Annotated in this window: 18 protein-coding genes; 9 read left to right on the top strand and 9 right to left on the bottom strand. The window is 73.3% G+C overall.

The window, feature by feature from the left end; genetic code table 11:
• The 4 genes from KLI87_RS32430 to KLI87_RS32420 form a co-directional block, all read right to left on the bottom strand.
• A complete protein-coding gene (locus tag KLI87_RS32430; protein WP_214620104.1) occupies window positions 1-5835 on the bottom strand; it encodes a type I polyketide synthase in 5835 nt (1944 codons plus the stop codon).
• Window positions 5832-6815, bottom strand: a complete 984-nt coding sequence (locus tag KLI87_RS32425; RefSeq protein WP_156220127.1) for a DUF1702 family protein — start codon at window positions 6813-6815, stop codon at window positions 5832-5834. Before KLI87_RS32425 ends, KLI87_RS32430 begins: the two co-directional genes overlap by 4 nt.
• Window positions 6816-7066: 251 nt before the next feature.
• Window positions 7067-7201 (bottom strand): hypothetical protein, encoded by a 135-nt coding sequence (locus tag KLI87_RS41230; RefSeq protein WP_272499698.1) that lies wholly within the window; start codon window positions 7199-7201, stop codon window positions 7067-7069.
• Window positions 7202-7370: 169 nt separating this feature from the next.
• Window positions 7371-8189 carry an alpha/beta fold hydrolase gene (locus KLI87_RS32420; RefSeq protein ID WP_156220128.1) on the bottom strand — a complete coding sequence of 273 codons (819 nt, stop codon included), beginning with the start codon at window positions 8187-8189 and terminating at the stop codon, window positions 7371-7373.
• Between the two features lie 230 nt (window positions 8190-8419).
• On the opposite strand from KLI87_RS32420, the gene KLI87_RS32415 reads away from it, so the two are divergent.
• Window positions 8420-9685: an aminotransferase class V-fold PLP-dependent enzyme gene (locus KLI87_RS32415; RefSeq protein WP_214620102.1), complete on the top strand. Its 1266-nt coding sequence runs from the start codon at window positions 8420-8422 to the stop codon at window positions 9683-9685.
• 53 nt (window positions 9686-9738) lie between these two features.
• On the opposite strand, the gene KLI87_RS32410 is transcribed toward KLI87_RS32415, so the two are convergent.
• The 3 genes from KLI87_RS32410 to KLI87_RS32400 form a co-directional block, all read right to left on the bottom strand.
• Window positions 9739-10959 carry a class I SAM-dependent methyltransferase gene (locus KLI87_RS32410; protein WP_214620101.1) on the bottom strand — a complete coding sequence of 407 codons (1221 nt, stop codon included), beginning with the start codon at window positions 10957-10959 and terminating at the stop codon, window positions 9739-9741.
• 22 nt (window positions 10960-10981) lie between these two features.
• Window positions 10982-12004 (bottom strand): alcohol dehydrogenase catalytic domain-containing protein, encoded by a 1023-nt coding sequence (locus tag KLI87_RS32405; protein ID WP_156220130.1) that lies wholly within the window; start codon window positions 12002-12004, stop codon window positions 10982-10984.
• Between the two features lie 97 nt (window positions 12005-12101).
• Entirely contained in the window at window positions 12102-13481 is a 1380-nt protein-coding gene (locus tag KLI87_RS32400; protein ID WP_214620100.1) for an aspartate aminotransferase family protein, read from the bottom strand.
• A 189-nt stretch (window positions 13482-13670) separates the two neighbouring features.
• Between KLI87_RS32400 and KLI87_RS32395 the strand changes: the two genes are divergently transcribed.
• The 6 genes from KLI87_RS32395 (at window position 13671) to KLI87_RS32370 (ending at window position 20040) form a co-directional block, all read left to right on the top strand.
• Window positions 13671-14843 carry an acyl-CoA dehydrogenase family protein gene (locus KLI87_RS32395; protein WP_214620099.1) on the top strand — a complete coding sequence of 391 codons (1173 nt, stop codon included), beginning with the start codon at window positions 13671-13673 and terminating at the stop codon, window positions 14841-14843.
• A gap of 93 nt (window positions 14844-14936) precedes the next feature.
• Complete coding sequence (locus KLI87_RS32390) at window positions 14937-15959, top strand: sigma-70 family RNA polymerase sigma factor (protein WP_156222900.1); 1023 nt, start codon at window positions 14937-14939, stop codon at window positions 15957-15959.
• A complete protein-coding gene (locus KLI87_RS32385; protein ID WP_214620098.1) occupies window positions 15956-16507 on the top strand; it encodes a dihydrofolate reductase family protein in 552 nt (183 codons plus the stop codon). The genes KLI87_RS32390 and KLI87_RS32385 overlap by 4 nt, the downstream gene beginning before the upstream one ends.
• 113 nt (window positions 16508-16620) lie before the next feature.
• Window positions 16621-17769, top strand: a complete 1149-nt coding sequence (locus KLI87_RS32380) for a glucose-1-phosphate thymidylyltransferase (protein WP_284734253.1) — start codon at window positions 16621-16623, stop codon at window positions 17767-17769.
• Window positions 17766-18401 carry an NUDIX hydrolase gene (locus KLI87_RS32375; protein ID WP_308166359.1) on the top strand — a complete coding sequence of 212 codons (636 nt, stop codon included), beginning with the start codon at window positions 17766-17768 and terminating at the stop codon, window positions 18399-18401. The genes KLI87_RS32380 and KLI87_RS32375 overlap by 4 nt, the downstream gene beginning before the upstream one ends.
• Before the next feature lie 34 nt (window positions 18402-18435).
• Window positions 18436-20040 carry an MFS transporter gene (locus tag KLI87_RS32370; protein WP_308166358.1) on the top strand — a complete coding sequence of 535 codons (1605 nt, stop codon included), beginning with the start codon at window positions 18436-18438 and terminating at the stop codon, window positions 20038-20040.
• A gap of 72 nt (window positions 20041-20112) precedes the next feature.
• On the opposite strand, the gene KLI87_RS32365 is transcribed toward KLI87_RS32370, so the two are convergent.
• The gene (locus tag KLI87_RS32365; RefSeq protein WP_156222894.1) at window positions 20113-21507 is read right to left on the bottom strand and encodes an NAD(P)/FAD-dependent oxidoreductase; all 1395 of its coding nucleotides are present in this window, start codon (window positions 21505-21507) and stop codon (window positions 20113-20115) included.
• A 295-nt stretch (window positions 21508-21802) separates the two neighbouring features.
• On the opposite strand from KLI87_RS32365, the gene KLI87_RS32360 reads away from it, so the two are divergent.
• Entirely contained in the window at window positions 21803-22639 is an 837-nt protein-coding gene (locus KLI87_RS32360) for a hypothetical protein (protein WP_214620095.1), read from the top strand.
• A gap of 75 nt (window positions 22640-22714) precedes the next feature.
• On the opposite strand, the gene KLI87_RS32355 is transcribed toward KLI87_RS32360, so the two are convergent.
• Window positions 22715-23320 (bottom strand): TetR/AcrR family transcriptional regulator, encoded by a 606-nt coding sequence (locus KLI87_RS32355; protein WP_214620094.1) that lies wholly within the window; start codon window positions 23318-23320, stop codon window positions 22715-22717.
• Window positions 23321-23423: 103 nt separating this feature from the next.
• On the opposite strand from KLI87_RS32355, the gene KLI87_RS32350 reads away from it, so the two are divergent.
• Entirely contained in the window at window positions 23424-24392 is a 969-nt protein-coding gene (locus KLI87_RS32350; protein WP_214620093.1) for an NADP-dependent oxidoreductase, read from the top strand.
• Window positions 24393-24706 lie beyond the last annotated feature (314 nt).

Raw genomic sequence — 24706 nt, 5'->3', positions numbered from 1 at the left:
TCAGGACCGCCCTTCGGCGAGAAGTGCGAATGCCACCGGCCCAGGCGCGCCGTGCAGCGTGGTGACGAACGTCGCGACCGCCAGCTCGCCCGAGGCGAGGACGACCCAGCCGGGGCGCCGCGCCGCGCCGAGCGTCAGCGGGGCCGTCGCGGGCAGCCCGTTCTTGGCGAGGCACTCCATCGCCACCCACACGCGGGTGGCCGCGGCCTGCGGGTCCTCGCCGGTCTCCGCCGCGATCAGGTCGCACAGCACCCGGTGGCGGCCGAGGAGGGCGTCCCAGTCGGCGGCCGCGCGCGCGACGACCGGCTCCAGGTCGCAGGCGACCGGGCCGTCCGCGGTGACGGCCATGGTCAGGCCCGCGCCGTGCGAGCACGACACCGGACGCCCGCCGTCGATCTCGGGGCGCCCGTCCGCCCGGTGGCGCAGGGCGACGGTCCGGCCGAGCGCGCGGCCCAGCGCGACCGCCGTCCACTCCCGCCGTTCGCGGACGTCCGCCGGACGCGCGTGCGGCTCGACCGCGACCGCGACCGGACCGCCGAGCAGCTCCTCCGCGGTGCGTTCGAGGAAGGGGCCGAGCAGGGACGGCGCCCACGGCCCGGGGCCGTCGTGCTTGCGGACGGCCTGGAGCCGCAGCCCCTCCCAGCGTTCGACGACCCGCCCGTCCGCGTTGCGGACGGCGACGTCGTAGACATAGCCGTCACCGTCCTGCGAGCGCTCGGTGGCGCAGTACCGGACCTGCTCCAGCCCCCGCAGCGCCTCGCCCGCCGGGTGGATCCGGTCGATCCCGGTCGGCAGCAGCGTCGCGTGCGGGACGCAGACCTGGTTGCCGTGCATCAGCGCGTCCCGCATCCCGGGGTCGCCGAGCAGCAGCCGCTGGGGGAGGTAGGCCGCGAACCAGCCGGCCTCGCCCGCGACCGCCAGGTCGGCGTCGACCCGCCGTGCGGCGAGGTGGTGGTAGCGGCGCAGCCGGTGGAACCGCGCGCCCTGGAACAGCACGTCGCCGTAGAGGCTGCGGGCGGGGTCGATCGGCACCGCGGGCAGGCCGTCCCCGACCTGCTCGGGCGGTCCGTCCGGCGCGGCGGGGCCCGCGTAGCGCAGCCGGGCGTGGAAGTGGTCGGCGGCGAACCCCGTCTCGGCGCTGCGGATGACGACCTCGACGGTGTCCGCGCCGGTGACGACCGCCGCGACCCGGATCGCCGTGCTGCCCTCGGGCGGGACGACGATCGGGCGCGGGAACCGGGCGTCCTCGATGAGCGGCGCCCCGGCGCGGCCGGTGACCGCCGCCGCGACCTGCGCCATCGCCTCCATGCCGAGCACGGCGGGCAGCAGCAGGTTGCCGTCGAGCAGGTGGTCGGCGAGGTAGGGGTCGGTGCCCGCGCTCAGCGTGGTCTCGGCGACCAGCTCGACGCCGTGGTAGCGGACGAGCGGCCGGTCCACGAACCGCAGCAGCGGCAGCTCGGGCTCGTCGTAGCGGACGGTGTCGATCGTCCCGGTGCGCCCGCTGATCACGACGGTGACCGGCGCCTCCGGGTCGGCGAGCAGCCGCCGCATGATCTGGACGCCCTCGTCGGGGTGGATCGCGGTGATCCCGTCGCGGGCCAGCTCCTCGACCACCGACAGCCGCTCGCCCATCCCGACGCCCGACCAGACCGACCACTCCATGCACAGGCAGCGGCAGTCGGGGTGGCGCCCGGCGAACTCCTCGGTGAACGCCGCGAGCCACTCGTTGGCGGTCGCGTAGTGGGCCTCGCCGCGCAGCCCCGCCCGGCCGATGATGCTGCCGAAGGTGACCAGCAGCTTCAGCCCGCCGGTGTCGAGCGCGTCGAGCACCGTCGCCAGGCCGCCGATCTTGGGCGCGAACGTCCGCGCCAGCTCGGCGGTGTCGAGCCCGGCCAGGGACGCGGGCTCGTTGCGGCCCGCGCCGTGCAGCACGGCCGTCACCGGCCCGAGCGCCGCCGTCGTCTCCTCCACCGCGCGGCGGACCTGCTCCGAGTCGGTCACGTCGGCGCGCGCGTACCGGACGGTGACGCCGCGCTCCTCCATCCGCCGCAGGTTCTCGGCCAGCTCCTCGTCGCGCTCCGGGTCGGAGCGGCCGAGGACGGCGAGCCGGGCGCCGCCGTCGAGCGCCATCGTCAGCGCGCACTCGGCGGTGATGCCCTTGCCGCCCCCGGTCACGAGGATCACGTCGTCCGGCCCGAGCGGCTCCCGGCGCGCGGCCGGTTCGACCGGCAGCACCCGCAGCGTCGGCACGCGCCGCGCCCCGGCGGCGTCGTAGTGGGCCTCGCTGAACCCGGTGGTCGCCGCGACCTCGTCCAGCACCCAGCCGATGGCCTCGGGCGTGTCCGGGACGTGCGCGATCGTCACCCTGAGCTGCGGCGCCTCCTGCCGCAGCGTCCTGACCATGCCCGCCGCGCCCCGGTCGCCGTGCTGGACGAGCACGAACCGCTGACCGGAGGGCGCCGTCGCCGCCGCCTTGACCGCGTCCAGAACCGGGCCGAGTGACGCCTCCGCGACGTCCGCCGGGACGCACACCAGGACACCGGACCCGACGCCGCCGCTCTCCAGGGCGTCGCGCAGCGGCCTCGCCAGCTCCGAACCGGTGCCGGTGAGGCTCCACCCGCCGTTCCCCTCGTCGCGGGGCGCGGCGGCCACCGGGATCTCGTCGCGGTCGACGGCGTAGGCCCGCGCCCAGGACGCGGCGCCCTCCACCACCGGCTCGGGCCGCTGCCCGCCGCGCCCGTCGGCGAGCGCGTCCAGCACCTCGGCCAGCTCGCGGATCGTGGCGTTGGCGAAGTTGGTCGGCGCCTGCGCGACCGACAGGCCGAGCGCCTGCGCCGCCTGGTTGAGCACCTGGCCGACGGAGATCGAGCTGAGGTGCAGGCTGTCGAGGAGCTGGCTGTCCTCGTGGACCATCTCCAGCGGCAGCTCGGCGCGCTCGGCCGCGAGCCTGCGCAGCAGCTCCACGCTGGAGGCCGCCTCGGACGCGCCCACGGCCGCGGTCTCGGACGCGGCCGGCGGCGCCTCCGGCCTGACCTCCGCGCCGATCGCCGACTCCGGGGCCTGCTCGCACGGGCTGGCGAAGAAGGAGAACCCGGCGCCGATCTCCAGCGGACGGGTGAACCGGCCGCGGAACAGCGCGTCGTGCCGGACGGGCGCGCCCGCGACGAACGCGGCGGCCGCGACCCGCAGCAGCCCGGCCAGCGACTCCTCGTCGGTGTCCAGCGCGACGGCGGGGACGTCGGCGATGTCCTGGGTCAGGCCGCTCAGCACCCGCCCGGGGCCGACCTCGATGAACAGGTCGGTCTCCTTCGCGGCGAGCTGGAGCGCCTGCGCGAACAGTACCGGACGGGTGATCTGCTCGCGCAGCAGCCCGTTCACGTCGGTGCCGGGCGGCAGCGCCTCCCCGGTCACCGTGGACACGACCCGGCGCCCGACATCGCTGAAATGTTCGTCTGTGAGCTTGTTGACGAACGCATCAGCGGCTGGAGCGACAAGCGGCGAGTGGAACGCGTGCGAGACCGCCAGTGCCGTCGAGCCGATCCCGGCGGCGGCGGCGCGCTCCCGCACGGCCTCGACCGCCGCGACCGGGCCCGCCACCACCGTCTGCGCGGGGCCGTTGAACCCCGCGATGACCACCTCGGTGCGGTCCAGGAGGCCCGCGACGATCTCGGATGACGCGGCGATCCCCGCCATCGTCCCCGACGCGCTGTGCTCGGTCATCGTCCGCCCGCGCGTCGCCGCCACCTTCAGCAGCGTCGGCTCGTCCATGACCTCGGCCCAGTGCAGCGCGGAGATCTCGCCGAGGCTGTGGCCGACGGCGACGCCCGCCTCCAGCCCGAGCAGCGCCATCGCCCGCAGCCCCGCCATCGAGCCGGTGACGATGCGGGGCTGCGCGAGCGCCGTCGCCGTCATGTCGCCGGTGCCGGGCAGCGCCGCCCGGTCGTAGACCTGCGCGACCTCGGGGAAGCGCCGCCGCAGCGCGCCGCCGCTGGTGCCGCGGCCCGACCCCTGGCCGGGGAACAGGTAGCCGATCCTCGGCGCCTTGGCCGCGTGGCCGAGGAACGCGCGGCCGTCGGGGGCGAGGACGCTGGTCGTCCCCGCGTCCACCGCCTCGACGAGCTGCCGCAGCCGCCGCTCGGCCTCCTCCGGCGAGGACACCACGACGGCGGCCCGGTAGGGGAGGCCCTGGAGGGACCGCTGCGCGGTGGCCGCGAGGTCGCCGAGCTGCGCGTAGGACAGCGCGGGCACCCAGTCGGCGAGTTCGGCGAGGCGCTCGCGGAGCTTCGGCCAGGACGCCGCGTCCAGCAGGATCAGCTCCGCGTCCTGCACGGACGACGCGAGCGGCTCGGCGGCGGGGAACGCCGGGGTCCGGGGGCCGGTGCCCTCCAGGACGATGTGGCTGTTGATCCCGCCGAAGCCCATCGCGGTGACGCCGGCGCGGACGGCCGCGTCCCGCGGCCAGGACTCGGCCTTGCGCAGCGCCCGCAGCCCCGAGCCCTCCTCGGTGATCACCGGGTGGGGGTCGAAGCAGCCGACGGTGGGCGGCAGCACCTGGTGGTGCAGCGCCATGACCGCCTTGATCAGCCCGGCCACGCCCGCCGCCGCCTTGGTGTGCCCGATCATGCCCTTGACCGTGCCGATCACGGCGGACGGCGCCGCCGGGTCGGCCGCGACCCGGGCCTGCGACAGCGCGGACAGCTCGGTCGCGTCGCCGACCGCCGTGCCGGTGCCGTGCCCCTCGAACAGCGGGACGGTCTCGATCCCGAACCCGGCGCGCTCGTAGGCGCGCCGCAGCGCCAGCCGGTAGCCGCTGACCTCGGGACGGGTGATGCTGCCCTTCCCGTCGGAGGAGATGCCCCACCCGGCGATCCGGGCGTAGGGGCGGCGGCCCAGCGCGGCGGCGTCCTCCTCGCGCATCAGCACGACCATGCCGCAGCCCTCGCCGGGCCAGAACCCGTTGGACCCCTGGTCGTAGACGCGCATCTCGCCGCGGGCGAGCGCGCCGGTCTTGGCGAACCCGATGATCTCGAACGGGTCGATCGACAGGTCCACGCCGCCCGCGACCGCGACGTCGAGCTCGCCGTCCACCAGCGCGCGGCACGCCGTCGTCACCGACAGCAGCGACGACGAGCAGGCGCCGTCGACGGTGTACCCGCCGCCCTTGAAGTCGAAGAAGTTGCAGACCCGCCCGGCGATCGTGTTCGACAGCCCGCCCGCGAGCGTGTCCTCGTCGATCGCGGGGAACGGCGCCTTGTAGCGCCCCTCGACCTCGCGCAGGAACTCCCCGATCCGCTCGTCCGGCCAGCCCTCGCCCGACAGCGCGTCGGCGAGCGTCCGCCGGACATAGGGCCAGCGCAGCCGCATCGTGTTGGCCCTGGTGAACTCCCCGGTCAGGGTGTTGCCGACGACGACGCCGGTCCGCTCGCGCGGCAGCCCCTCGCCCTCGGGGAACCCGGCGTCGGCGAGCGCGCGGGTCGCGGTGTCGAGCGCGAGCCAGTGCGTCAGGTCCGTCGACCGGTACGTGCTCCCGGCGATCTTGTAGCCGATCCGGTCGAACTCATAGCCCTCGATGACCGCGGCCATCCGGGCGTAGAACCGGTCGGGGGCGGCGGGGTCGGCGTCCCAGTAGTCCTCCAGCCGCATGCGCTCGTCGGGCAGCCGGCGGAACGCCCGCCGCCCGGCGACGGCGTTCTCCCACAGCTCCTCCGGCGAGGCGGCGTCGGGATAGCGGCACGCCATCCCGACGACCGCGACACCCGTGTTCCGGCCGCCCGTGTTCGTCTCGCCCGTGATCGTCTCGCCCGTGTTCGTCCCGGCGGCCTTCGTCTCCGTCATCGCACACCCCCACGTGCCACCAGGCCGAGCGCGATGTCGCGGCGCCACCGCTCGAAGGCGGGCATCTCGCCGTCACCCGCGTCGGCCGCGGCCTTCCTCGTGTCGTCGCAGATCTGGGCCGCCTCCTCCGGCGACACCCCGCACAGCACCCCGGTGCCGACGGCGGTGTGCTCCACCGAGAGGCCGGCGCGCAGCCGCGCCTTCGCCGCGAACGCCGACCCCTGGGCGACGTTGACGCGGTAGGGCCCGGCGCGCCGCGCGAACTCGCGCAGCTCCTGCTCCCGCGAGCCGCCCGCGTAGGTCGCCGCGAGGCCCGCGCCCGCCCACAGGTCGGCCTGCCGCGACTCGGCGAACCCGTCGATCAGGTCGCACACCACCCGGACGTCGGTGCCGCCCACGAACCACAGCGCCCGCCCGATGCCCTGGTCGATCGCGTGCCGGGCGTACCCGTGCGGGTCGTCGGCGGGCCAGGGGAACCCGGGCTCCTCGTGGTGCTGGTGGACGTAGCGGTCCGTCTTGAAGTAGGCCTGGTGGAAGCCGTAGCCGTCCAGCGCGAGCCAGCGCAGCACCGGGTCCGGAAGCGAGATCTTCGACCAGCGGAACCGGGGCACGCGGGCCATCGCCCAGCCGGCGCCGATGTAGGCCATGTAGATGTGGGCGTTGCCGCGTCCCGCGAGGAACCCCGCGAGCCGGCGGCTGCCGCCGCCCGGGAGCGCGTCCAGGACGGTCAGGCCCATCGCGGCGCCCTCGTAGGCGAAACCGCGGAACCGCACCGGTACCTCCTCCAGCCGCTCCTCGGCCTCGGCGACGGTGCGCGCCTCGACCGCGTGGCCGTATCCCGTGAGGAAGCTCGCCCCGACGTTCTCCAGCAGATCCCGGGACTCCGCGTCTTTCTCATGGAATCCGCGGGTGCGCAGCTTGGTCTCCGAGACGTTCGGGGTGAGAACGCGACGTCTGAGTGACCGCAGGTTACCCGCCAATTTGTCCTCCCGGTTCCACCGAGTGTGGTGCGTCAGCGCAATTAAGGGTCATCGTTTCCGGCGGGCGCGGGCGGCGCCAACTTCCAGCGTGCTACCGGCTCGCCCGGTCATTTCCGCGGCCCGCAGCGCGCGTCCGGAGAAAGGCGCCGGCGGCCGGTGGTGGATGTTCACCACCGGCCGCCGGAAACGCCCCGCGTCGGTGTTGCGTCAGTGCCGCGTCACTGCCGCGTCACTGCCGCGTCACTGCCGCGTCAGTGCCGCGCCTGCCGCCGGCGCGCCTGGTAGGCCGCCGTCAGACCGCCGAGCACGAGCAGGATCAGCACCGCGCGGCGGCGCCGCTTGGTGGTCTTCGTGGTGGACGAGGCGTCGGAGAGCGCAGCGCTCATGGCGATCGGTCCCTTCTCGGATGCGGCGCACGGAATCGGGCACGACGAAGCAGTTGTGACCCGCTCTGGATTCCGCCGCCGCACTTTGGTGACAATCTGCGACGAGCCTAATCAGCGGGGCGCCGCCGCGGCCCACTCTCATAGTGCGGAGCAGGTGGTGAGAAGGGTGTCATTCGGCGCCGAACACGGCGGTGGCGAGCGTGTCGGCGAACGCGTGCGGCTGCGTCACGTAACCGAGGTGCCCGCCAGGGAAGTCCACCACCTCAAGGCCCAACCGCTCGGCCAGCGCGACATTGGGGCGGTAGTTGACGTCCTCGCGCGAAGCGGTGCCCCCGGCCAGGACGAGGCGGTCGGCGACCGGCCGCAGCGCCTCCACGTCCAGCGTGTAGTTGGGATAGCTGCGCAGCTCGTGCTCGAACCAGAAGACCTGGTTCACGCGGAGCCGGTCCAGCATTTCCTTGAGCTTGTCGGGCGGCAGTTCCATGCCCTTCGGCGGACGGGTCTCGCCGAGCCCCATCCGGTCCTTGAAGAGGGTCTTCGCCTCGTCCACGCCCGAGTTCCGGTAAAGGTCGTACAGCTCGTCGTAGAAGGCGGTCAGCTCGTCGGCGTCGGGGAGGAGGCTGGTCAGCGGCGGTTCGTGCGACACGAGCGTCCGCACCCGGTCCGGATACCGCGCGAGCAGCGCGAGCCCGGTGATGGCGCCCGAGCAGGTGCCGAGCACGTGCGCGGGCCCGCCGACGAGATGGTCGATCAGGGCGCGGGCGTCCCGCGCGTCCACCTCGACGCGCTCCCCGTCGGGCACGTCCTCGTGCTGCGGGCTGCGGGAGAAGCCGCGCCGGTCGTAGGTGATGACCGTGCAGCGCTCGGCGAGAAGGTCGGCCATGGGCCCGAACGGGGCCGCGTCGCCGTTCCCCGTCGAGATCACCAGAAGGGCCGGCCCGGCGCCCCTGACTTCGTAGTAAAGATGGGCGCCGGTAACGCCCAGCATGCCGCTGGTAGGAGTGTGCGTGCGCACGTCAGCCCGCCCTTCCTGAGGGATTCAGTCGCAGGGTAAAGGCGGGGGGCACCGCCCCGGCATCTTCGGATGTGCCGCGTCGAGCGGGGTTTTCGGCGCCATATCGAGCAGGGCATTCGCGGAGATGCCGCGCGCCCGGCGCCGTGGAAACGTTCGATCACGGGCGCCACACCGTGGCCCCCCTCTTTCATTGCGAGGACTTCGTGGCACGAGCGACCGGTTTCGACGTGGAACGGCTGCGCGCCGACTTCCCGATCCTGCGGCGGCGCGTGAACGGGCGCCGCCTCGTCTACCTCGACTCGGCGAACACCTCCCAGACACCCCTGCCCGTCCTGGAGGCGATGCGGCGGCACCACGAGCGGCACACCTCGAACGTGGGCCGCTCGGTGCACACGCTCGCGCTGGAGGCGACCGCGGCCTACGAGGGCGCCCGCGCGAAGGTGGCCGCGTTCGTCGGCGCCGCCGCGCCGGGCGAGGTGGTGTTCACCAAGAACTCCACCGAGGCGATCAACCTGGTCGCGCACGCGTTCGCGAGCCGGCCCGTCGCGGGGTACGACGACCCGCGCTTCCGGCTCGGACCGGGCGACGAGATCCTGGTCACGGAGATGGAGCACCACTCCAACCTGATCCCGTGGCAGCTCCTCAGCGACCGCACGGGCGCGGAGCTGCGCTGGCTCCCGCTCACCGCCGACGGCCTCCTCGACCTGAGCGACCTGGACCGCCACCTCAACGAGCGCACGAGGCTGGTGTCGTTCGTCCACGTGTCGAACATCCTCGGCACGGTGAACCCGGTCGAGCCGATCCTGCGCCGGGCCCGGGAGGTCGGGGCGCTGGTGATGCTGGACGCCTCGCAGTCCGTCCCGCACATGCCGGTGGACGCGGCGGCGCTCGGCGTCGACTTCCTCGCCTTCACCGGCCACAAGATGTGCGGGCCGACCGGGATCGGGGCGCTGTGGGCGCGGCGGGAGCTGCTGGAGGCGATGCCGCCGTTCCTCGGCGGCGGCTCGATGATCGACGCGGTGGAGATGACCGGCGCGACCTACGCGCCGCCGCCCGCGCGCTTCGAGGCCGGGACGCCGCCGATCGTGCAGGCCGTGGGCCTCGGCGCCGCCGTGGACTACCTGTCGGCCCTCGGCATGGACACCGTCCGCGCGCACGGCCAGGCCCTCACCGCCTACGCGCTGGAGGCGCTGTCGGCGATCCCCGGCGTGCGCGTGTTCGGCCCGGCCGACGCGGCGCTGCGGGGCGGCCTCGTGTCGTTCGCGCTCGACGGCGTGAAACCCGACGACGTCGGCGAGGTGCTGGACGGCGAGGGCGTCCAGGTGCGGGTGGGCCGGCACTGCTGCGCCCCGGCCTGCACCCGCTACGGCGTGCCCTCGATGGCCCGAGCCTCGTTTCATATCTACACGACCACCGCCGAGGTGGACGCGCTCGCCGCCGCCGTGGACAAGGCGCGCGGCACCGCATGAGCCGACGGGTACCCGGTTCTCTCGGCCCCGGGTACCCGTCCCTCATCTCCCGCTCAGTCGACGGTGACCGTCGGGACGTACCGGATCCAGCGCCCGCCCGAGTGCCGGAACCCCTGCTCCTTCGCCATGATCTCCTCGGCGTGGTTCCAGGCGAACAGCAGCGCGTAGTCGGGGTAGGGGTCGCTGAACGCCTCGGGCGGCCGCACCGGCAGATGCGAGCCGGGCACGAGCCTGCCCTGCTTGTCCGGTGTCGAGTCGCACACGAACGGGACGAGGTCGGTGCCGATCCCGCAGAAGTTCGTGATCGTCGTGGCCTTGCCGGGCGCGCCGTACCCGACGACCCGCCTGCCGTCCGCGCGCAGCTCCCGCAGCAGCGCCAGCAGGTCGTCCCGCACCTGCCGGACGCTGTCGCCGAACCGGCGCAGCGCCTCCGGCGAGGACAGGCCGCGCTCGCGCTCCTCGGCGAGGAATCGCCGCACGGACCCGCCGACCGGCCGCTCGCCGGCCCGCGCCACCGTGTACCTGATCTCCCCGCCGTGCAGCGGGATCGGCTCGGCCTCGACCAGCTCGAACCCGAACCGCTCCGCCATCGCGGCGACCGAGGTCACGCTGAAGTAGAAGACGTGCTCGTCGTAGATCTGGTCGAAGGCGCCCTGCTCAAGCACGGTCCCGAGGTAGGGCTCCTCGAACACGAACACCCCGCCCGGCGCCAGCAGCGCGCCGACGCCGCGGAACACCGAGCGGATGTGCGCGATGTGGCAGATCGTGTTGGCGCCGAACACGACCTTCGCCGGGCCGTGCTCGGCGCGGACCGCCGTCGCCGTCTCCTCGTCGAAGAACGCGTTGAGGACGCTGACGCCCTTCGCGCGCGCCTCGTCCGCGACGTTCGCCGACGGCTCGACGCCGAGGTGCGCGACGCCCGCGTCCGCCACGGTCGAGAGCATCACGCCGTCGTTGCAGCCGATCTCGACGATGAACGCGCCGGGTCCGGTCAGCTCGTCGCGCAGGAAACGGCGCGCGTCCTCCTCGAAATGCCGCCGGTGCCCCTTCGAACCCGACGCCCGGTACCGGTACCCCTCGTGGTACCGGACGGTCTGCGGCACCTCCTCCAGCAACTGCACCATCGAGCACCGCCCGCACGCCCCCGCGGCGAGCCGGAACAGGAACTCCCCGCCGACCTGCTCGGGCAGCGGGAAGGCGTTGGCCGACGGCTGCCGTCCGAGGTCGATGAACTCCTCGACCACGCCACCGCACACTCTGCATTCGCCGTTCATGATCCGGGCCTCCAGCGGGCGGTCAGTAGGTGACGACGGCGCGGAACCGCACCTCGCCCTTGGCGACACGGTCGAACGCGTCCGCGACGCGCGCGTTGTCGTAGACCTCGACGCGCGGCGTGACCCTGCCCGACGCGACGATCGACAGCGCCTCGCGCAGGACGTCGGGCCCCTCGTGGGTGGCGCCGAGCACCTGCTGCCCGAGCGCGAAGAACGGCCGGGCCATGTCGGGGGCGATGGTGAAGGGCGCGAGCCCGTCGATGCCCGCCATCACGATCCGCCCGCCCGGCCGCAGCCCCCGCATCGCCTCGGACGCGGCGGTCGAGGACGGCGCGGTCACCACGATCACGTCGGCGCCGCCCGCCGCCTCCAGCTGCTCGCCGCCGGCGACGATCAGGTCGGCGCCGAGTTCCCGGACGACCGCGTGCTTGTCGGGGGACCGCGTCACCGCGATCGTCTCGTGCCCCGCGGCGGCGGCGAACTGGAGCGCCAGGTGCCCGAGCCCGCCGATGCCGAGCACCGCGACCCGCTCGTAGGGCTTCGGCGCGGCCTTGCTCAGCGCGCCCCACGCGGTGTACCCCGCGCACAGCACCGGCGCGGCCAGCTCGTAGTCCAGCCCGTCCGGCAGCATGACGGCGCTCGCGGCGGGCGCCACCACGTACTCGGCGTGCCCGCCGGGGACGGTGATCCCCGTCATCCGGGGCGCCGGGCACGCGAACGCCGCGTGCCCCGAGAGCGGCCTGTTCTGGACGCAGTAGGCGCAGCGCCCGCACGTCCCCTGGATCCAGGGGATGCCCACGCGGTCACCGGCGTCGTGCGAGACGACCCCGGCGCCGGCCTGGACGACCTCGCCGACCGCCTCGTGCCCGGCGATCGCGGGGGAGAACGGGGGGAAGGGGATGATGCCGCGCGTCGCGAGCACATCGTTGAAGCAGATGCCCGAGGCGTGCACCCTGACCAGCACCTCGCCGGGCCCCGGCTCCGGCGTGGGAACGTCCTGGATCCGCCACGCGGCGTTGACTTCGGGAATGACGGCTGCCTTCATGAGATCGACCACCTAGAGGTAGGAGTGGGCGGGCGGAACGACGGACGGGGAGCCGGCCCGCCGTCACGGGCGCGGCTCCACCGTCACGGAGATGCGGTCAGCGGGAGTCGAGGCGTCCGGCCTCGACGTCGAGGCGGCCGAGCACCTCGGTGATCGCGGCGGTCGTCCGCTCGGCCTCGGCGCGCGTGAACACCAGCGGCGGCGACAGCACCAGCGTGGGCCCGTAGTTGCGGGTGATCACGCCGTGCGTCTCATAGATGTCGTCGGCGACCTCAAGGGCCAGCTCCATCGACAGCGGCTCGCGCGTCTCCTTGTTCACCACCAGCTCGATCCCGGCCATCGCGCCCTCGACCCGGACGTCGCCGACCGACGGCAGCCCGGCGGCGGTGACGAGCCCGCCGCGGAACCACTCGCCGATCTCCAGGGACCGCGCGAGCAGCCCCTCCTTCTCGATGACCTCCAGGTTGGCCAGCGCGACGGCCGCGCTGACCGGGTGCCCCGAATAGGTGTAGCCGTGGAAGAAGTTGCGGTCCCCGCCGGCGACGGCCTCGGCGATCTCGTCCCGCATCAGCACCGCGCCCATCGGGACGTAGCCGCTGGTCAGCCCCTTCGCGGTCGTGATGATGTCGGGGTCCATGCCGCGCGGCGCCGAGTCGAACCAGGTGCCGATCCGGCCGTAGCCGGTGATGACCTCGTCGGCGATCAGCAGGATGCCGTGCGAGCGCAGCAGCTCCCGCACGCGCGGCCAGTAGTCGGCGGGCGGGGCGATGACGCCGCCGCCGCCCAGCACCGGCTCGCCGACCATCGCCGCGATGTTGCGCGCGCCGAGCCGCTCGATCGTCTCCGACAGCTCGTTCAGCAGGAAGTCGGTCGGGTCCTGGCCGCCGTAGAACTCCGCCCGGTATGGGTAGGGCGGCAGCACCTTCTCCACATGCGGCAGGTTCGGGCCGACGGCGACCTGCATGTCCGGGATGCCGGTGGCGGTGCCGCTGCCGTAGGTCGCGCCGTGGTAGCCGTAGTGCCGCGCGATGATCCAGTTGCGGTCGGTCTCGCCCCGGTGGTGGTGGTAGAGGCGGGCCAGCTTCAGCGCCGTGTCGACGCCCTCCGACCCGCCGCAGGTGAAGTACGCGCGGTTGATGTCGCCCGGCGCGAGCGCGGCGAGGCGCTCGGCGAGCAGCGCGGCCTGGTCGCTGCCGTACTCGAAGAAGCTGGTGAAGTGCGCCAGCTCGGAGATCTGCCGGGCCGCCGCTTCGGCCAGCTCCCGGCGGCCGTGGCCGACCTGCGCGACCCAGATGCCGCCCCCGAGGGCATCCAGGAACTCGCGGCCCGCCGCGTCCCACACCGTGCTGCCCTCGCCGCGGACCATGACGCGCCGCTCCCGGCGGTGCCCCCGCTCGTGCGAATGCAGGACATGGCGCCGGTCGAGGTCTTCGAGGATGGCCGCCGAGCGCGTCGAACGGGTCGAGGAGATCGTCACCTTCGCTCCTAGTCTCGGTGGGTTTTCCCAGACGATCGCAGCGGCGCGCGGGGCGGACCATCTTCCAGGGTGCGCTGCCCTTTCCGGCTGGACGGCGCGCCCGAGCGCATTCGGGAGGATGCCGGGCCCGGCCGGCGGCTGGCAGCGTCGGGGCGTCGTCGTTCGTCGGGGTCGTGCGAGGAGGATGCGATGTTGGCCAGGGATGTGGTGGGTCAGGAGGAGCTGGTCGGGCGTGCCGGGGAGGCGGCGCGTGCGGCGGGTGCGTTCGTGGGGTGGTCGGATCGGCATGGCCGGCTGGCCGATGAGCAGATCGGGTTGCTGGCGGAGGCGGGGGTGTTCAGGCTGCGTGTCCCGGCCCGGTTCGGGGGTTTCGAGGCGGATACCTCGACGTTGGTGCGGGTGGGTGCGGAGTTGGGGGCGGTGGATGGGTCGTTGGGGTGGACGGCGCAGGTGTATTGGATTCCGACGTGGATGGTGGGGTTGTTCCCGGAGAAGGTGCAGGAGGAGGTGTTCTCGACCCCGGATGTGCGGGTGTGCGGGACGTTGAGCCCTTCGGGGATGGCCACGCGGGTGGATGGCGGGATCGTGGTGAATGGGCGGTGGGGGTTCATCACGGGGGCGCATCATGCGCAGTGGCAGGAGATCATCGCGGTGGTGGTGAGTGCGGAGGCCGAGCCGCAGCCGGTGATGGCGTTGGTGCCGATGTCGGATTTGCAGGTGGCCGATGACTGGGACACCTACGGTCTGCGGGGGACGGGGAGTGTGAGTACCTCGGCGACCGATCTGTTCATCCCCTCCGAGCGCGTGGTCCCGTTGGGGGCGGTGTTGGAGGGACGCACCGGCACGGAGGGCGCGGCGATGTATCGGGCGCCGTTGGTGCCGGTGGCTTCGGCGTCGTCGGTGGGGGTGGTGGTGGGGTTGGCGCGGGCGGCGCGGGATCTGTTCGGGGAGCGGTTGCCGAACCGGAAGATCACCTACACGGGGTATGACCGGCAGGGGGAGGCGCCGGTGACGCATCTGCGGGCGGCGCGGGGTGAGCAGTTGTTGCAGGAGGCGTCTTTCCACGCCCGTCGTCTGGCGGATCTGGTGGATGGGGGTGCGGCTTCGGGTGCGGCGTGGTCGGTGGCCGATCGGGTGGCGGCGCGGGGGATGTTGGGTGCGGCGTGTGGTCGGGCGCGTGAGGTGGTGGAGACGTTCGCTCAGGCCAGTGGGGGGTCGTCGGTGTATCGGGGGGTGTCGATGGGGCAGATCCTGGCCGATGTGCAGGCGGTGAACCTGCACGCGTTGATGAACCCCGAGACCAACGCCGAGTTGCATGGGCGGATCCTGTGCGACCAGGAACCCAACACCCTCTACATCTGATGCCGTCCACCGGTGGCCATCTGGAAAAATCCTGCATGTCGTGACCTGTCGGGACCTCGCCATCCGCGCGGCTGTGTGGTGACAATCTGAGCTATGCGAGAAGACGAGTCCCCCGTCGTCGACGAGACCGCGTTCACGGCACTGGCCGAGAAGCACCGGCACGAGTTGCAGGTGCACTGCTACCGGATGCTGGGCTCCATAGAGGACGCCGAGGACCTGGTGCAGGAGACGTTCCTGCGCGCCTGGAAGAAGCGCGACACCTTCCAGGGCCGGGCCACTTTCCGCGCCTGGCTGTACCGCATCGCCACCAACGCCTGCCTGGACTTCCTCTCCGCCCATCCCCGCGCCCCGCTGCCGCGCCGCACCGCCAAGCCGGAGGCCGTGAAGGCCGGCGACGAGATCCCCTGGCTCCAGCCCTTCCCCGACGGCCTGCTGGAGCCGCTGATGCCGGGGACGGCGGAGCCGGACGCGGTGGTGGTCGCCAAGGAGACCATCGAGCTGGCGTTCATCGCCGCCATCCAGCACCTGTCGCCCAAGCAGCGCGCCGTGCTGCTGCTGCGCGACGTGCTGGGATATCCGGCCCGGGACACCTCCGGCATTCTCGGCACCAGCGTCATCTCGGTGAACAGCGCGCTCCAGCGGGCGCGGGCGACGCTGAAGGAGCGGCTGCCCCCGCGCCGCGCGGAGTGGGGGGCCGGGGACGACCCGAACGCGGCCGAGCGCCGGCTCGTCCAGCGCTACATCGCGGTCATGGAACGCGGCGATCTGAGCACGGTCGCGCAGGCGATGGCGGAGCTGATGGCCGAGGACATCCGGGTGTCCATGCCGCCTCAGCCGCTGTACTACGGCAGCCGCCACGACTTCTACCTCGGCGTCAGCGCCTACCTCGACCCGGACTCGCCCACCTACGCCGGGCAGTGGCGCAGCGTGCCCGTGCACGCGAACCTCCAGCCCGCCGTCGCGCACTACATCAGGCCGCCGGGCGGCGAGGTGTTCCGGGCGCAGGTGCTGGACGTGCTGCGGGTCGAGGAGGGCACGATCAAGGAGATCACCGCGTTCGAGGGGCGGCTGTTCCCCCGGTTCGGGCTGTCGCTGACGCTGGAGGAGGGCCGGTGAGGCGGGTCGTGCTGGCGATGGCCACCTCCGTCGACGGGTTCGTGTCGGCCGAGGACGGCGCCGTCCACTGGCTCTTCCCCTACCTGGACGCCGAGGTCGAGCAGTGGATCATGGAGTACGTGGGGGAGGCCGACACCCAGCTCATCGGCCGCGTGAACTACGAGGAGCAGGCGGCGTACTGGCCGACCGTGGCCGACCCGCAGGCCCCGCTGCTGCACGACGCGGAGAAGGTCGTCTTCACCTCGACGCTGACCGAGGTGACCTGGGGTAACGCGCGGATCGCGGAGCACGACATCGCCACCGAGGTCGAGCTGCTCCGCAAGCGCCCCGGCCGGGACATCCTCGTGCCGGGCGGCGTGGGCTTCGCCCGGCAGGTCGTCGAGCTGGGGCTCGTCGACCTCTACCGGTTCATGGTCTATCCGGTGGCGCTCGGCGCCGGGGTCCCGCTGTTCACCACGCGGCTCCCGCTGCGGTGCGTCGCGTCCAGGACGTTCGGCAACGGCACCGTCGCCCTCACCTACCGTCCGGACGGGAGACCGCCGGGCTGAGCACCCGGGTCCACCGGGCGCCGCCGATCCGCTCCGGGTCGGCGGCGCCCGCCTTTTCATGAATGGCCGCACGGCAATTCATGAGTGGCGGGACGCGGCGCGCGAGATCGACGATGGATTTCAGCGGGTTCGCCACTAACGCCCGTCCGCTATCGAAAGGGTCCGCCGTGAAGGCTCTGGTGCTGTCGGGTGGGTCCGGCGCCCGTCTCCGGCCCATCAGCCATTCCATGCCCAAGCAGCTCATTCCCGTCGCCAACCGCCCGGTACTGGAATATGTGATCGACGATATCCGGCGCCTCGGCGTCACCGACATCGCCATCGTCGTGGGTTCCTGGGCGACGCAGATCCAGCAGGCGCTCGGCGACGGATCCCGCTTCGGCGTGCACCTCACCTACCTGCGGCAGGATCTGCCGCTCGGCCTGGCCGACGCCCTGCGCAGGGCCGGGCCCTTCCTCGGCGACGACGACTTCGTGATGTACCTCGGCGACAACGTCCTGCGCGAGGGCGTCGCCGAGATCGCCGAGGAGTTCCGCCGGACGCGTCCGGCGGCGCAGCTCGTCGTGCACAAGGTCGCCGACACCCGCGCCTACGGCGTCGCCGAGGTGGACGCGGACGGCAGGGTCCTGCGGCTGGTGGAGAAGCCCGAGCGGCCGCGCAGCGACCTCGCGGTGGTCGGGGTCTACTTCTTCACCTCGGCCATCCACGCGTCCGTCGCCGCGATCGAGCCCAGCGCCCGGGGCGAGCTGGAGATCACCGACGCGATCCAGCGGCTCGTGGCGGACGGGGCGCCGGTGCGGGCGCGCGAGTACACCGGCTTCTGGCGGGACGTCGGCGAGATCGAGCACGTGCTGGACTGCAACCGCCGCCTGCTGGAGGACCTCCGCCACCGCGTCACCGGGACGGTCGAGGGCGGCGCCGAGCTGCGCGGCCCGGTCGTCGTCGAGGACGGTGCGCGGGTGGTGCGGTCCCGCGTCACCGGCCCGGCGGTCATCGGCGCGGGCACGCTGGTCGAGGACGCCGAGATCGGCCCCGGCACCGCCGTGGGGCGCGGCTGCCTGCTGCGCTCGACGTCCCTGGCGGACTCGGTCGTGCTGGACGGCGCGTCGATCTCCTTCGCGGGCCCGTTCGCCCGCTCGGTGATCGGCCGGTCCGCCACGGTCGGCCCCGCCGGGGCCCGCGCCGGGGGGCGCGCCGCCCACCGGCTCGTCGTGGGCGACCACGCCGGGGTCGAGGTCGCGGCCCGTCCGGACGGCGCCGGGTGACGCGCTGGCGGGTCACCTCCGAGGCCGAGCTGTACCGCGACGACTGGCTCGACATCCGGGTCGCCGACGTCGAGCTCCCCGACGGGAACCGGCTCCGCCACCGGATCATCAAGACCCCGCCGTACGCGGGGGTCGTCGCGCTCGGCCCCGGGCGCCGCGTCCTGCTGCTGTGGCGGCACCGGTTCATCACCGACTCGTGGGGCTGGGAGATCCCCGGCGGGCGGGTCGAGCGCGGCGAGCACGCGATCGACGCCGCCGCCCGCGAGTTCCGGGAGGAGACCGGCTGGCGCGCCGCGCCGCTGCGCCCGCTGCTGCGCCTGCAACCGAACAACGGGATCACCGACGCCCGCCAGGAGGTCTTCCGCGCCGACGGCGCGACGCCCGCCGGGCCGCCCTCGGACCCGTCGGAGTCGGAGCGGGTGGGTGCCGCTCGCCGACGTCCCCGGCCTCATCGCGGCCGGGGAGATCGTCAGCGGGACCACCATGGCCGCGCTCCTGTACCTGATGGCGGCGCCCGAGCGGCGGCCCGGCTGCGCATTCGGGGAGATGTAGGGGCCGGCGGCCGCTGCGAGGCTCGTGGGCGATGCCTGATGCAGGCTCCCGCGACCGGTCGGGCCGATCGTCCGCGGTGAGTTTCGTTCCGCGCCGTCGTCACATAACCGAGCCGTGGAGGTGGCGCGGTCGTTCGACGAGAGGACGAGGATGAGCGCAGTGGCCGGGACGGCGCCGCGGGCGGGGCGGCGCGAGTGGGCCGGGCTGGTGATGTTGTGCCTGCCGACGATGTTGGCGACGGTCGACATCAACGTGACCCTGCTGGCGTTGCCGCACATCGCCAAGGACCTCGGGTCCAGTGACATCCAGCAGTTGTGGATCACCGATGTTTACGGGTTCGTGATCGCGAGCTTCCTGATCACGATGGGCACCCTGGGCGACCGGATCGGGCGCCGCAGGGTGCTGCTGGCGGGCGCCGCGCTGTTCATCGTCGCCTCGGTCCTGGCCGCCACGGCCGGGTCGACCGGCGCGCTGATCGCGTCGCGGGCGGTGATCGGGCTGGCCGGGGCGACGCTGATGCCGTCGGTGCTGGCGATCATCACCGACATGTTCCGCGACCCCAAGCAGCTCTCGATCGCGATGGGCGCCTGGGGCTCCTCGATCATGCTGGGCCTGATCGGCGGCCCCATCGTCGGCGGCCTGCTGCTCGGCCCGTTCTACTGGGGGTCGGTGTTCCTGATCGCGATCCCGGTGATGGCGGTGCTGCTGATCACCGGGCCGTTCCTGATCCCCGAGTCCCGCAACCCCGACGCCCGCCGCCTCGACCTCGTCAGCGTGGTCCTCTCGCTGGGGATGATCATGCCGGTGGTGTACGGGATCAAGGAGCTGAGCCGCGACGGCTGGGCCGTCCTGCCGGTGGTCGCGATCGTGGTCGGGCTCGTGCTCGGCACGGTCTTCGTGCGGCGGCAGCGCAGCATCAGCAACCCGCTGCTGGACCTGAACCTGTTCGGCATCCGGTCGCTGTCCACCGGCCTGGCGCTCGGCCTGCTGGTCGCGATGATCACCGGCGGCACCGGGCTGACCGTGACGCTGTTCATGCAGATGGTCCGCGGCATCACGCCGGTGCACGTCGCGCTGTGGCTGATCGCCCCGTCCATCGCGATGGTCGTGTTCGGGAACATGGCGCTCGGGATGTCGCAGAAGATCCGCCCGGCGGTCGTGCTGGCCGCCGGATCGGTGGTGGCGATCGCCGGCCTGCTGGTCCTCACCCAGGTCAGCGTGCACGGCGGGATGGGCGTCCTGCTGGCCGGACTGATCCTGGTCTACATCGGCGCGTCCCCGGTCGGCATGATGAACAGCTTCCTGGTCATGCAGGCCGCACCGCCCGACAAGGCGGGCTCGGCCGGGTCGCTGTCCTCCACCTCGGGTGAACTCGGCGCCGCGCTGGGCGTCGCGGTGTTCGGCGTCGTCGGCACCAGCGTCTACCGGCACGAGCTGGACGTCCCGTCCGGGACCCCGGGCCCGGTCGCCGACGCCGCGCACAGCAGCATCGCGGGCGCGGTCTACGGCACCCCCGGCACCCCCACGGGCCCGGCCCTGCTGGACTCGGCGGAGAAGGCGTTCACCAGCGGCCTGCACGTCGTCGCGCTGTCCACGATCGTCCTCTACATCGCCCTGGCCGCGATCGCCTACATCGGCCTGCGCGACCTCCCCCCGACCGGCACCCCCGAGCCCGCCGCCGACGCCGAGGCCGAGCCCGCGGAGCAGCCGACCGCCTGATCCGAACCTCCCCGGACGCGACGATGGGCCGGTCATCGACCGGCCCATCGCCGTGCTGGAGGCGGCTTCGGCTCAGCTCCGCTGCCCGGCGCGCGCCCCGGCCTCCTGGCGGCCCGCCAGCCAGGACGGTGCCGCCGGCGGGCGCCGGATCGCGTGCCGCAGCACGCGGGCCATCATCGCGGGCCTCATGAGCGCCTGCGGCGGGTCCATCAGCCCCGCCACCCGCATGAACCCCTCGGTGACCTTCGGGTCCTTGGACGCGGCGTACTGGAGCCGCGCCATGTAGGCGTTGCCCATCCTGACCTTCAGCGTGCGGTCGCCCTCGACCTCGGGGAAGTCCAGGTCGCCGCCCGCCGAGATCTCCCACGGCACGTCGATGATCTTGGCGATGTCGGCCAGGAACGCGCCGGGCGCGGGCGGGTACCCGCGGCGCAGGTGCTCGCGCAGCTTCATCGCCTCCAGCGACGCCACGCTCATGCCCTGCCCGTAGACCGGGTTGAAGCTGCACACCGCGTCGCCCATCACGAGCAGCCGCTCGGGCAGCCGGGTCAGCTTCTCGTAGCGGCGCCGCACGCTGGCGGGGAAGCGGAACGAGACCGCCTCGTCCAGCGGCTCGGCGTCGCGGACGGCCTGGTAGACGTCCGGGACCGGCAGCGTCCGGGTGAACTCCAGGAACGCCTCGTGCTCGGTCGGCGGGTGGTCGCCGAGGACGCCGGTCAGCGACAGGATGCAGACGTCCCGGCCCACCTGCCCGAAGAACGCGCCGCGCGGATGGGCGGGGGAGGCCACCGGGTTGATCGACTGGACCCCGTCGAACCACTCGGGCCTCGTGCGGTAGTGCCGGGTCGTGTACGCGAGACCGATCTTGACCTTGTCCTCGGCCGGACGGTCGTAGCCCAGCTCGGAGAACCACGCGGGGGTGCGGGAGCCGCGTCCGGTCGCGTCCACGACGAGGTCGGCGTCCAGCGGCTCCTCCTCGGCGCCCTCGACCCGCCGCCGCACCCGCACACCGACGATCCGGCCCCCGGCCTGGTCGGCCGTCAGGCCCTCGATGTAGTGCCGCTCCAGGAAGGTGACGTTCGGCAGCGCCGCCACCCGGTCCCGCACGTGGCCCTCCAGCACCGGACGCGGCGCCGTCACCGACACGAGCCCCGTGTGCGCCGGACGCAGCCGCCGCGCGTTGAAGTACCACCGCATCTCGCCGAGGTCGCCGGTCGGCACGCCCCCGGCGCGCAGCTCCTCGGTGAACCCGGGGAACAGCTCCTCCATGATCAGATGCCCGCGCGCGTGCAGGCCGTGCGCGTGGACGGTGTGCGGCGCTCCCCGCCGCGACACCCGCACGCCGAGCAGCTCGTCCCGGTCGACGACCACGACCTGCCCGTAGGACTCGGCGAGCACCCGGGCGGCCAGCAGGCCCGCGATGCTCCCGCCGAGGACGACCGCCCGTTCACCGAGATTCCCGCTCATCGGCCACCCACCTTCAGGAAAAGGGGCCACCAGGGCCCGTTCGGGTGGGGCGGACCGCGTGTCACCGCCGGTTCGCCCATGGCCGGCGGAACCGGTCCGCCGGCGGCACGCGACCGTCTCCTCCGGTCACACCCGAAGGCTCACATCCGCGGGAGCGCGCCACATCCTCCCGATTGCGCAGGCCGCGACCGGCGGGGGCCGCGTAGTGGATCACGAACCGCACGTTGGCGGATGTGGCCGCCCGGCGCCGATCCCTAGCGTCGTCTACGGACCAGCCACCAAAGGAGGAAGTTCCGTGGCTCTACACAAGTTGAGGCGGCGCCACGTCATCGCGGCGGCCGCGAGCGTCGTGGCGCTGGCCGTGCCCGCCGGGGCGAGCGCCGCCAGCGCCGCCGCCGGTTCCGCGGGCACCGCCGCGCGGCCGCCCCGGACACCGCACGTCGGGGCCGCGTGCACCACCTGGGAGCGGCTGTCCACGCTGGCGGTCGAGCAGCGCCGGGTGCTGAAGCTGTTCAAGGGCTTCGAGGTGCTGCGGAACCAGGCCGACATGGACCGCCTCGCCAAGGTCAACCCCCAGTACGGCACCCACTACGCGCTGCTCTCCCACATGTACAACAGCATGAAGGGGATCGGGCTGACCATCGTCAACGACGGCGCCCAGGGGCCGGGCAAGCCGACGCTGGTGTTCTACAAGCCGGACCCCCGGGTGAAGGACCCCACGCACGCGTTCGAGCCGAACTTCCCCTACCGGCTCGTCGGCTGGGGCTACGTCAGCCCCTACACCCCCGGCAAGGCGCCCTCCTTCCCGGGCGAGCCCGGCCTGCGCTGCCTGAAGCCGAAGGACTCCTTCATCCACGAGCGCAGCGTCCACCCGGCCGACACCTGGTTCAACACCCGCGTCCCGCCGAAGAACGAGGCGTGGAAGGGCGAGGACCCGGGCGCCACGTGGCCGACCGCCGAGGAGTGCGACTGCCAGGTCGGCATGTCCCACGGCCGTTTCTGGGACAGCCACCTGTTCCTGACCGGCACCCCGTTCCCGTGGGTGTCCATGTTCAACCCGGGCCGGCCCATCCCCGGCTTCGACGCGGTCGTCGGCCAGGGCTTCTTCTTCCCGGAGCGGCCCGCCTCCTGACCCCCGCGTCCGTCCTCGACCCCCTTCGCGCTCGCGCCCGTACCCGGGCCGGGCGCGAAGCACGTCACGCCGGTGTCAGAGGACGTCCGGTGCGGGGTGGGGGAGCGGGTGCGCGCCGTCGGGGCGCAGCCCGTCGAAGATGATGGCGAGGTAGCGGCGCCACAGGTCGGGGGCGCCGTCCGGCAGGTACTCGGCGACATGGTTCGGCGCGCACATCAGCAGGACGACGTCGGCGCCGGTGACGTCGGCGCGGATGACGCCCTGTTCGCGCGCGCGGTCGACCAGGACCTGCACGATCTCGAACAGCCGCGTGCGGGCCGCCGCCACCCCGGTGCCGGTCTCGCCCACGTTGTGCAGGAACGAGATGTCGCGCTGCTGGCGCCGGTGCGCGGCGAGGGTGAGGAACTCCAGGAGCGCGTCGCCCGCGTCCGGCCGCCGGAGGAGGCGCTCGCCCGCCTCGTTGAGGCCGCCGAGCCGGTCAAGGACGATCGCGGAGATCAGGTCGTCCTTGGTGGGGAAGTGCCGGAAGAGCGTGCCCTTCCCGACGCCCGCCCGGCGGGCGATGTCGGCGACCGAGGCGTCGATGCCGTGCTCGGCGAACTCGTCCGCCGCCGCGGCCAGCAGCGCCTCCCGGTTGCGCGCGGCGTCGGCGCGCAGCGGGCGGGACGGGGTCTCGGTCACCCCGCGAGCCTACCAAGTTGACCGCGCGGTCCGTTTAGCGCTAGCGTCGCGGCTAACATGACCGTGCGGTCCGCTTATTGCGGGCCCGCCTCTGGGAGGACTCATGAAGGCTGCCGTCGCCACCGGATACGGACCGCCCGAGCGGTACACGGTGGAGGAACTGCCGGTGCCGTCACCCGGGCCGGGGCAGATCCAGGTCCGCATCGCCGCCGCGTCCGTCAACCCCAGCGACATCCGGCTGCCCAACGGGGAGTACCGCGACGTCGCGCCGCTGGAGTTCCCGCACGTCCTCGGCATCGACTTCGCCGGGACGGTCACCGAGACGGGCGCGGGCGTGACCGCGTTCGCGGTGGGGGAGGAGATCTTCGGCCAGGCGCTGCCCCGGGCGCTGCGGCCGATGGCGGGGGCGACGCGGCCCTCGCTCAGCACCGGCACGATGGCGGAGTACGCGGTCTTCGAGGCCGACACCCCGCTGCTGGCGCGCCGCCCGCCCGGTGTTGCGGCGCGGGACGCGGCGGCCCTCGCCACCACCGGCCTGACGGCCGGGGCGCTGATGGCCACCGCCGGGGTCGCGGCGGGCGAGACCGCGCTGGTGGTCGGCGCCACCGGCGGCGTCGGGACGGCGCTGGTCCCCGTGCTCGCCGCGGCGGGCGTGCGGGTGATCGCCACCGCCACCGACGACGACGCGGACGTGCTGCGGGACCTGGGCGCGCAAGAGATCATCGGCTATGCCGAGCCGGACTATCCGACCGGCGTCGACCTGGCGTTCAACCTGGCCTTTCCCGGCGACCATCTGACCGGGGTGGCGGCGGCGCTGCGTCCGGGCGGACGCCTCCTCACGATCACCTTCCCCGTGCCGCAGCCGGAATGGCTCGGCCGGGACGATGTCGAGCTGAGTTTCGTCCTCGACATGGACGGCGAGCTCGGCGGAATGCGCGAGGTGGGAGAACGCGCGGCGAGCGGCGTGCTGCCCGCCACGGTCACTCGCGAGTACGGCCTGGCCGAGGCCGCGCGGGCCTGCGTCGACTTCGCCCGCCTCCACACGACCGGGAAGCTCGTCGTCACGATGTGAGGAACGGAACGCCGCGCTCCACCATTTCGGTTTCGCGCAGTTGAATTCGCATAACGGCTGGTCGGACGGGGCGGATTCGGCACGTGCCGGAATTTCGGCATGCCGTCTGCGCAACCACCGCGCATACTCCCGCGATCGTGGGATATCGTCCCGCGTGGCACGTATCCGGCAAACGGTGGAACGACTCGGGCGGGCGAAAGAACCGCCACCGGCCCTCGGCGACGAGTGAGCCGGTCATCGGCCGGAAACGCGCCGGTACAGGCCCACCGGGCGTTTGGACGCGGCGTCCGGTGCTGGGGGCGGGCGCCCGGGCC

It is taken from the genome of Actinomadura sp. NEAU-AAG7 (assembly GCF_018603865.1).
GTDB lineage: Bacteria > Actinomycetota > Actinomycetes > Streptosporangiales > Streptosporangiaceae > Spirillospora > Spirillospora litoris.
Note: the sequence above shows the minus strand (reverse complement) of the source record. Positions and strands in the feature narration are given on the sequence as shown.

What these genes read in the sequence shown, in the direction of transcription:
- KLI87_RS32430 (WP_214620104.1), bottom strand. Translation starts at nt 5,835, where the DNA reads ATGACGGAGACGAAGGCCGCCGGGACGAACACGGGCGAGACGATCACG.
- KLI87_RS41230 (WP_272499698.1), bottom strand. Translation starts at nt 7,201, where the DNA reads ATGAGCGCTGCGCTCTCCGACGCCTCGTCCACCACGAAGACCACCAAG.
- KLI87_RS32420 (WP_156220128.1), bottom strand. Translation starts at nt 8,189, where the DNA reads ATGCTGGGCGTTACCGGCGCCCATCTTTACTACGAAGTCAGGGGCGCC.
- KLI87_RS32410 (WP_214620101.1), bottom strand. Translation starts at nt 10,959, where the DNA reads ATGAACGGCGAATGCAGAGTGTGCGGTGGCGTGGTCGAGGAGTTCATC.
- KLI87_RS32405 (WP_156220130.1), bottom strand. Translation starts at nt 12,004, where the DNA reads ATGAAGGCAGCCGTCATTCCCGAAGTCAACGCCGCGTGGCGGATCCAG.
- KLI87_RS32395 (WP_214620099.1), top strand. Translation starts at nt 13,671, where the DNA reads ATGTTGGCCAGGGATGTGGTGGGTCAGGAGGAGCTGGTCGGGCGTGCC.
- KLI87_RS32390 (WP_156222900.1), top strand. Translation starts at nt 14,937, where the DNA reads ATGCGAGAAGACGAGTCCCCCGTCGTCGACGAGACCGCGTTCACGGCA.
- KLI87_RS32380 (WP_284734253.1), top strand. Translation starts at nt 16,621, where the DNA reads ATGGATTTCAGCGGGTTCGCCACTAACGCCCGTCCGCTATCGAAAGGG.
- KLI87_RS32365 (WP_156222894.1), bottom strand. Translation starts at nt 21,507, where the DNA reads ATGAGCGGGAATCTCGGTGAACGGGCGGTCGTCCTCGGCGGGAGCATC.
- KLI87_RS32350 (WP_214620093.1), top strand. Translation starts at nt 23,424, where the DNA reads ATGAAGGCTGCCGTCGCCACCGGATACGGACCGCCCGAGCGGTACACG.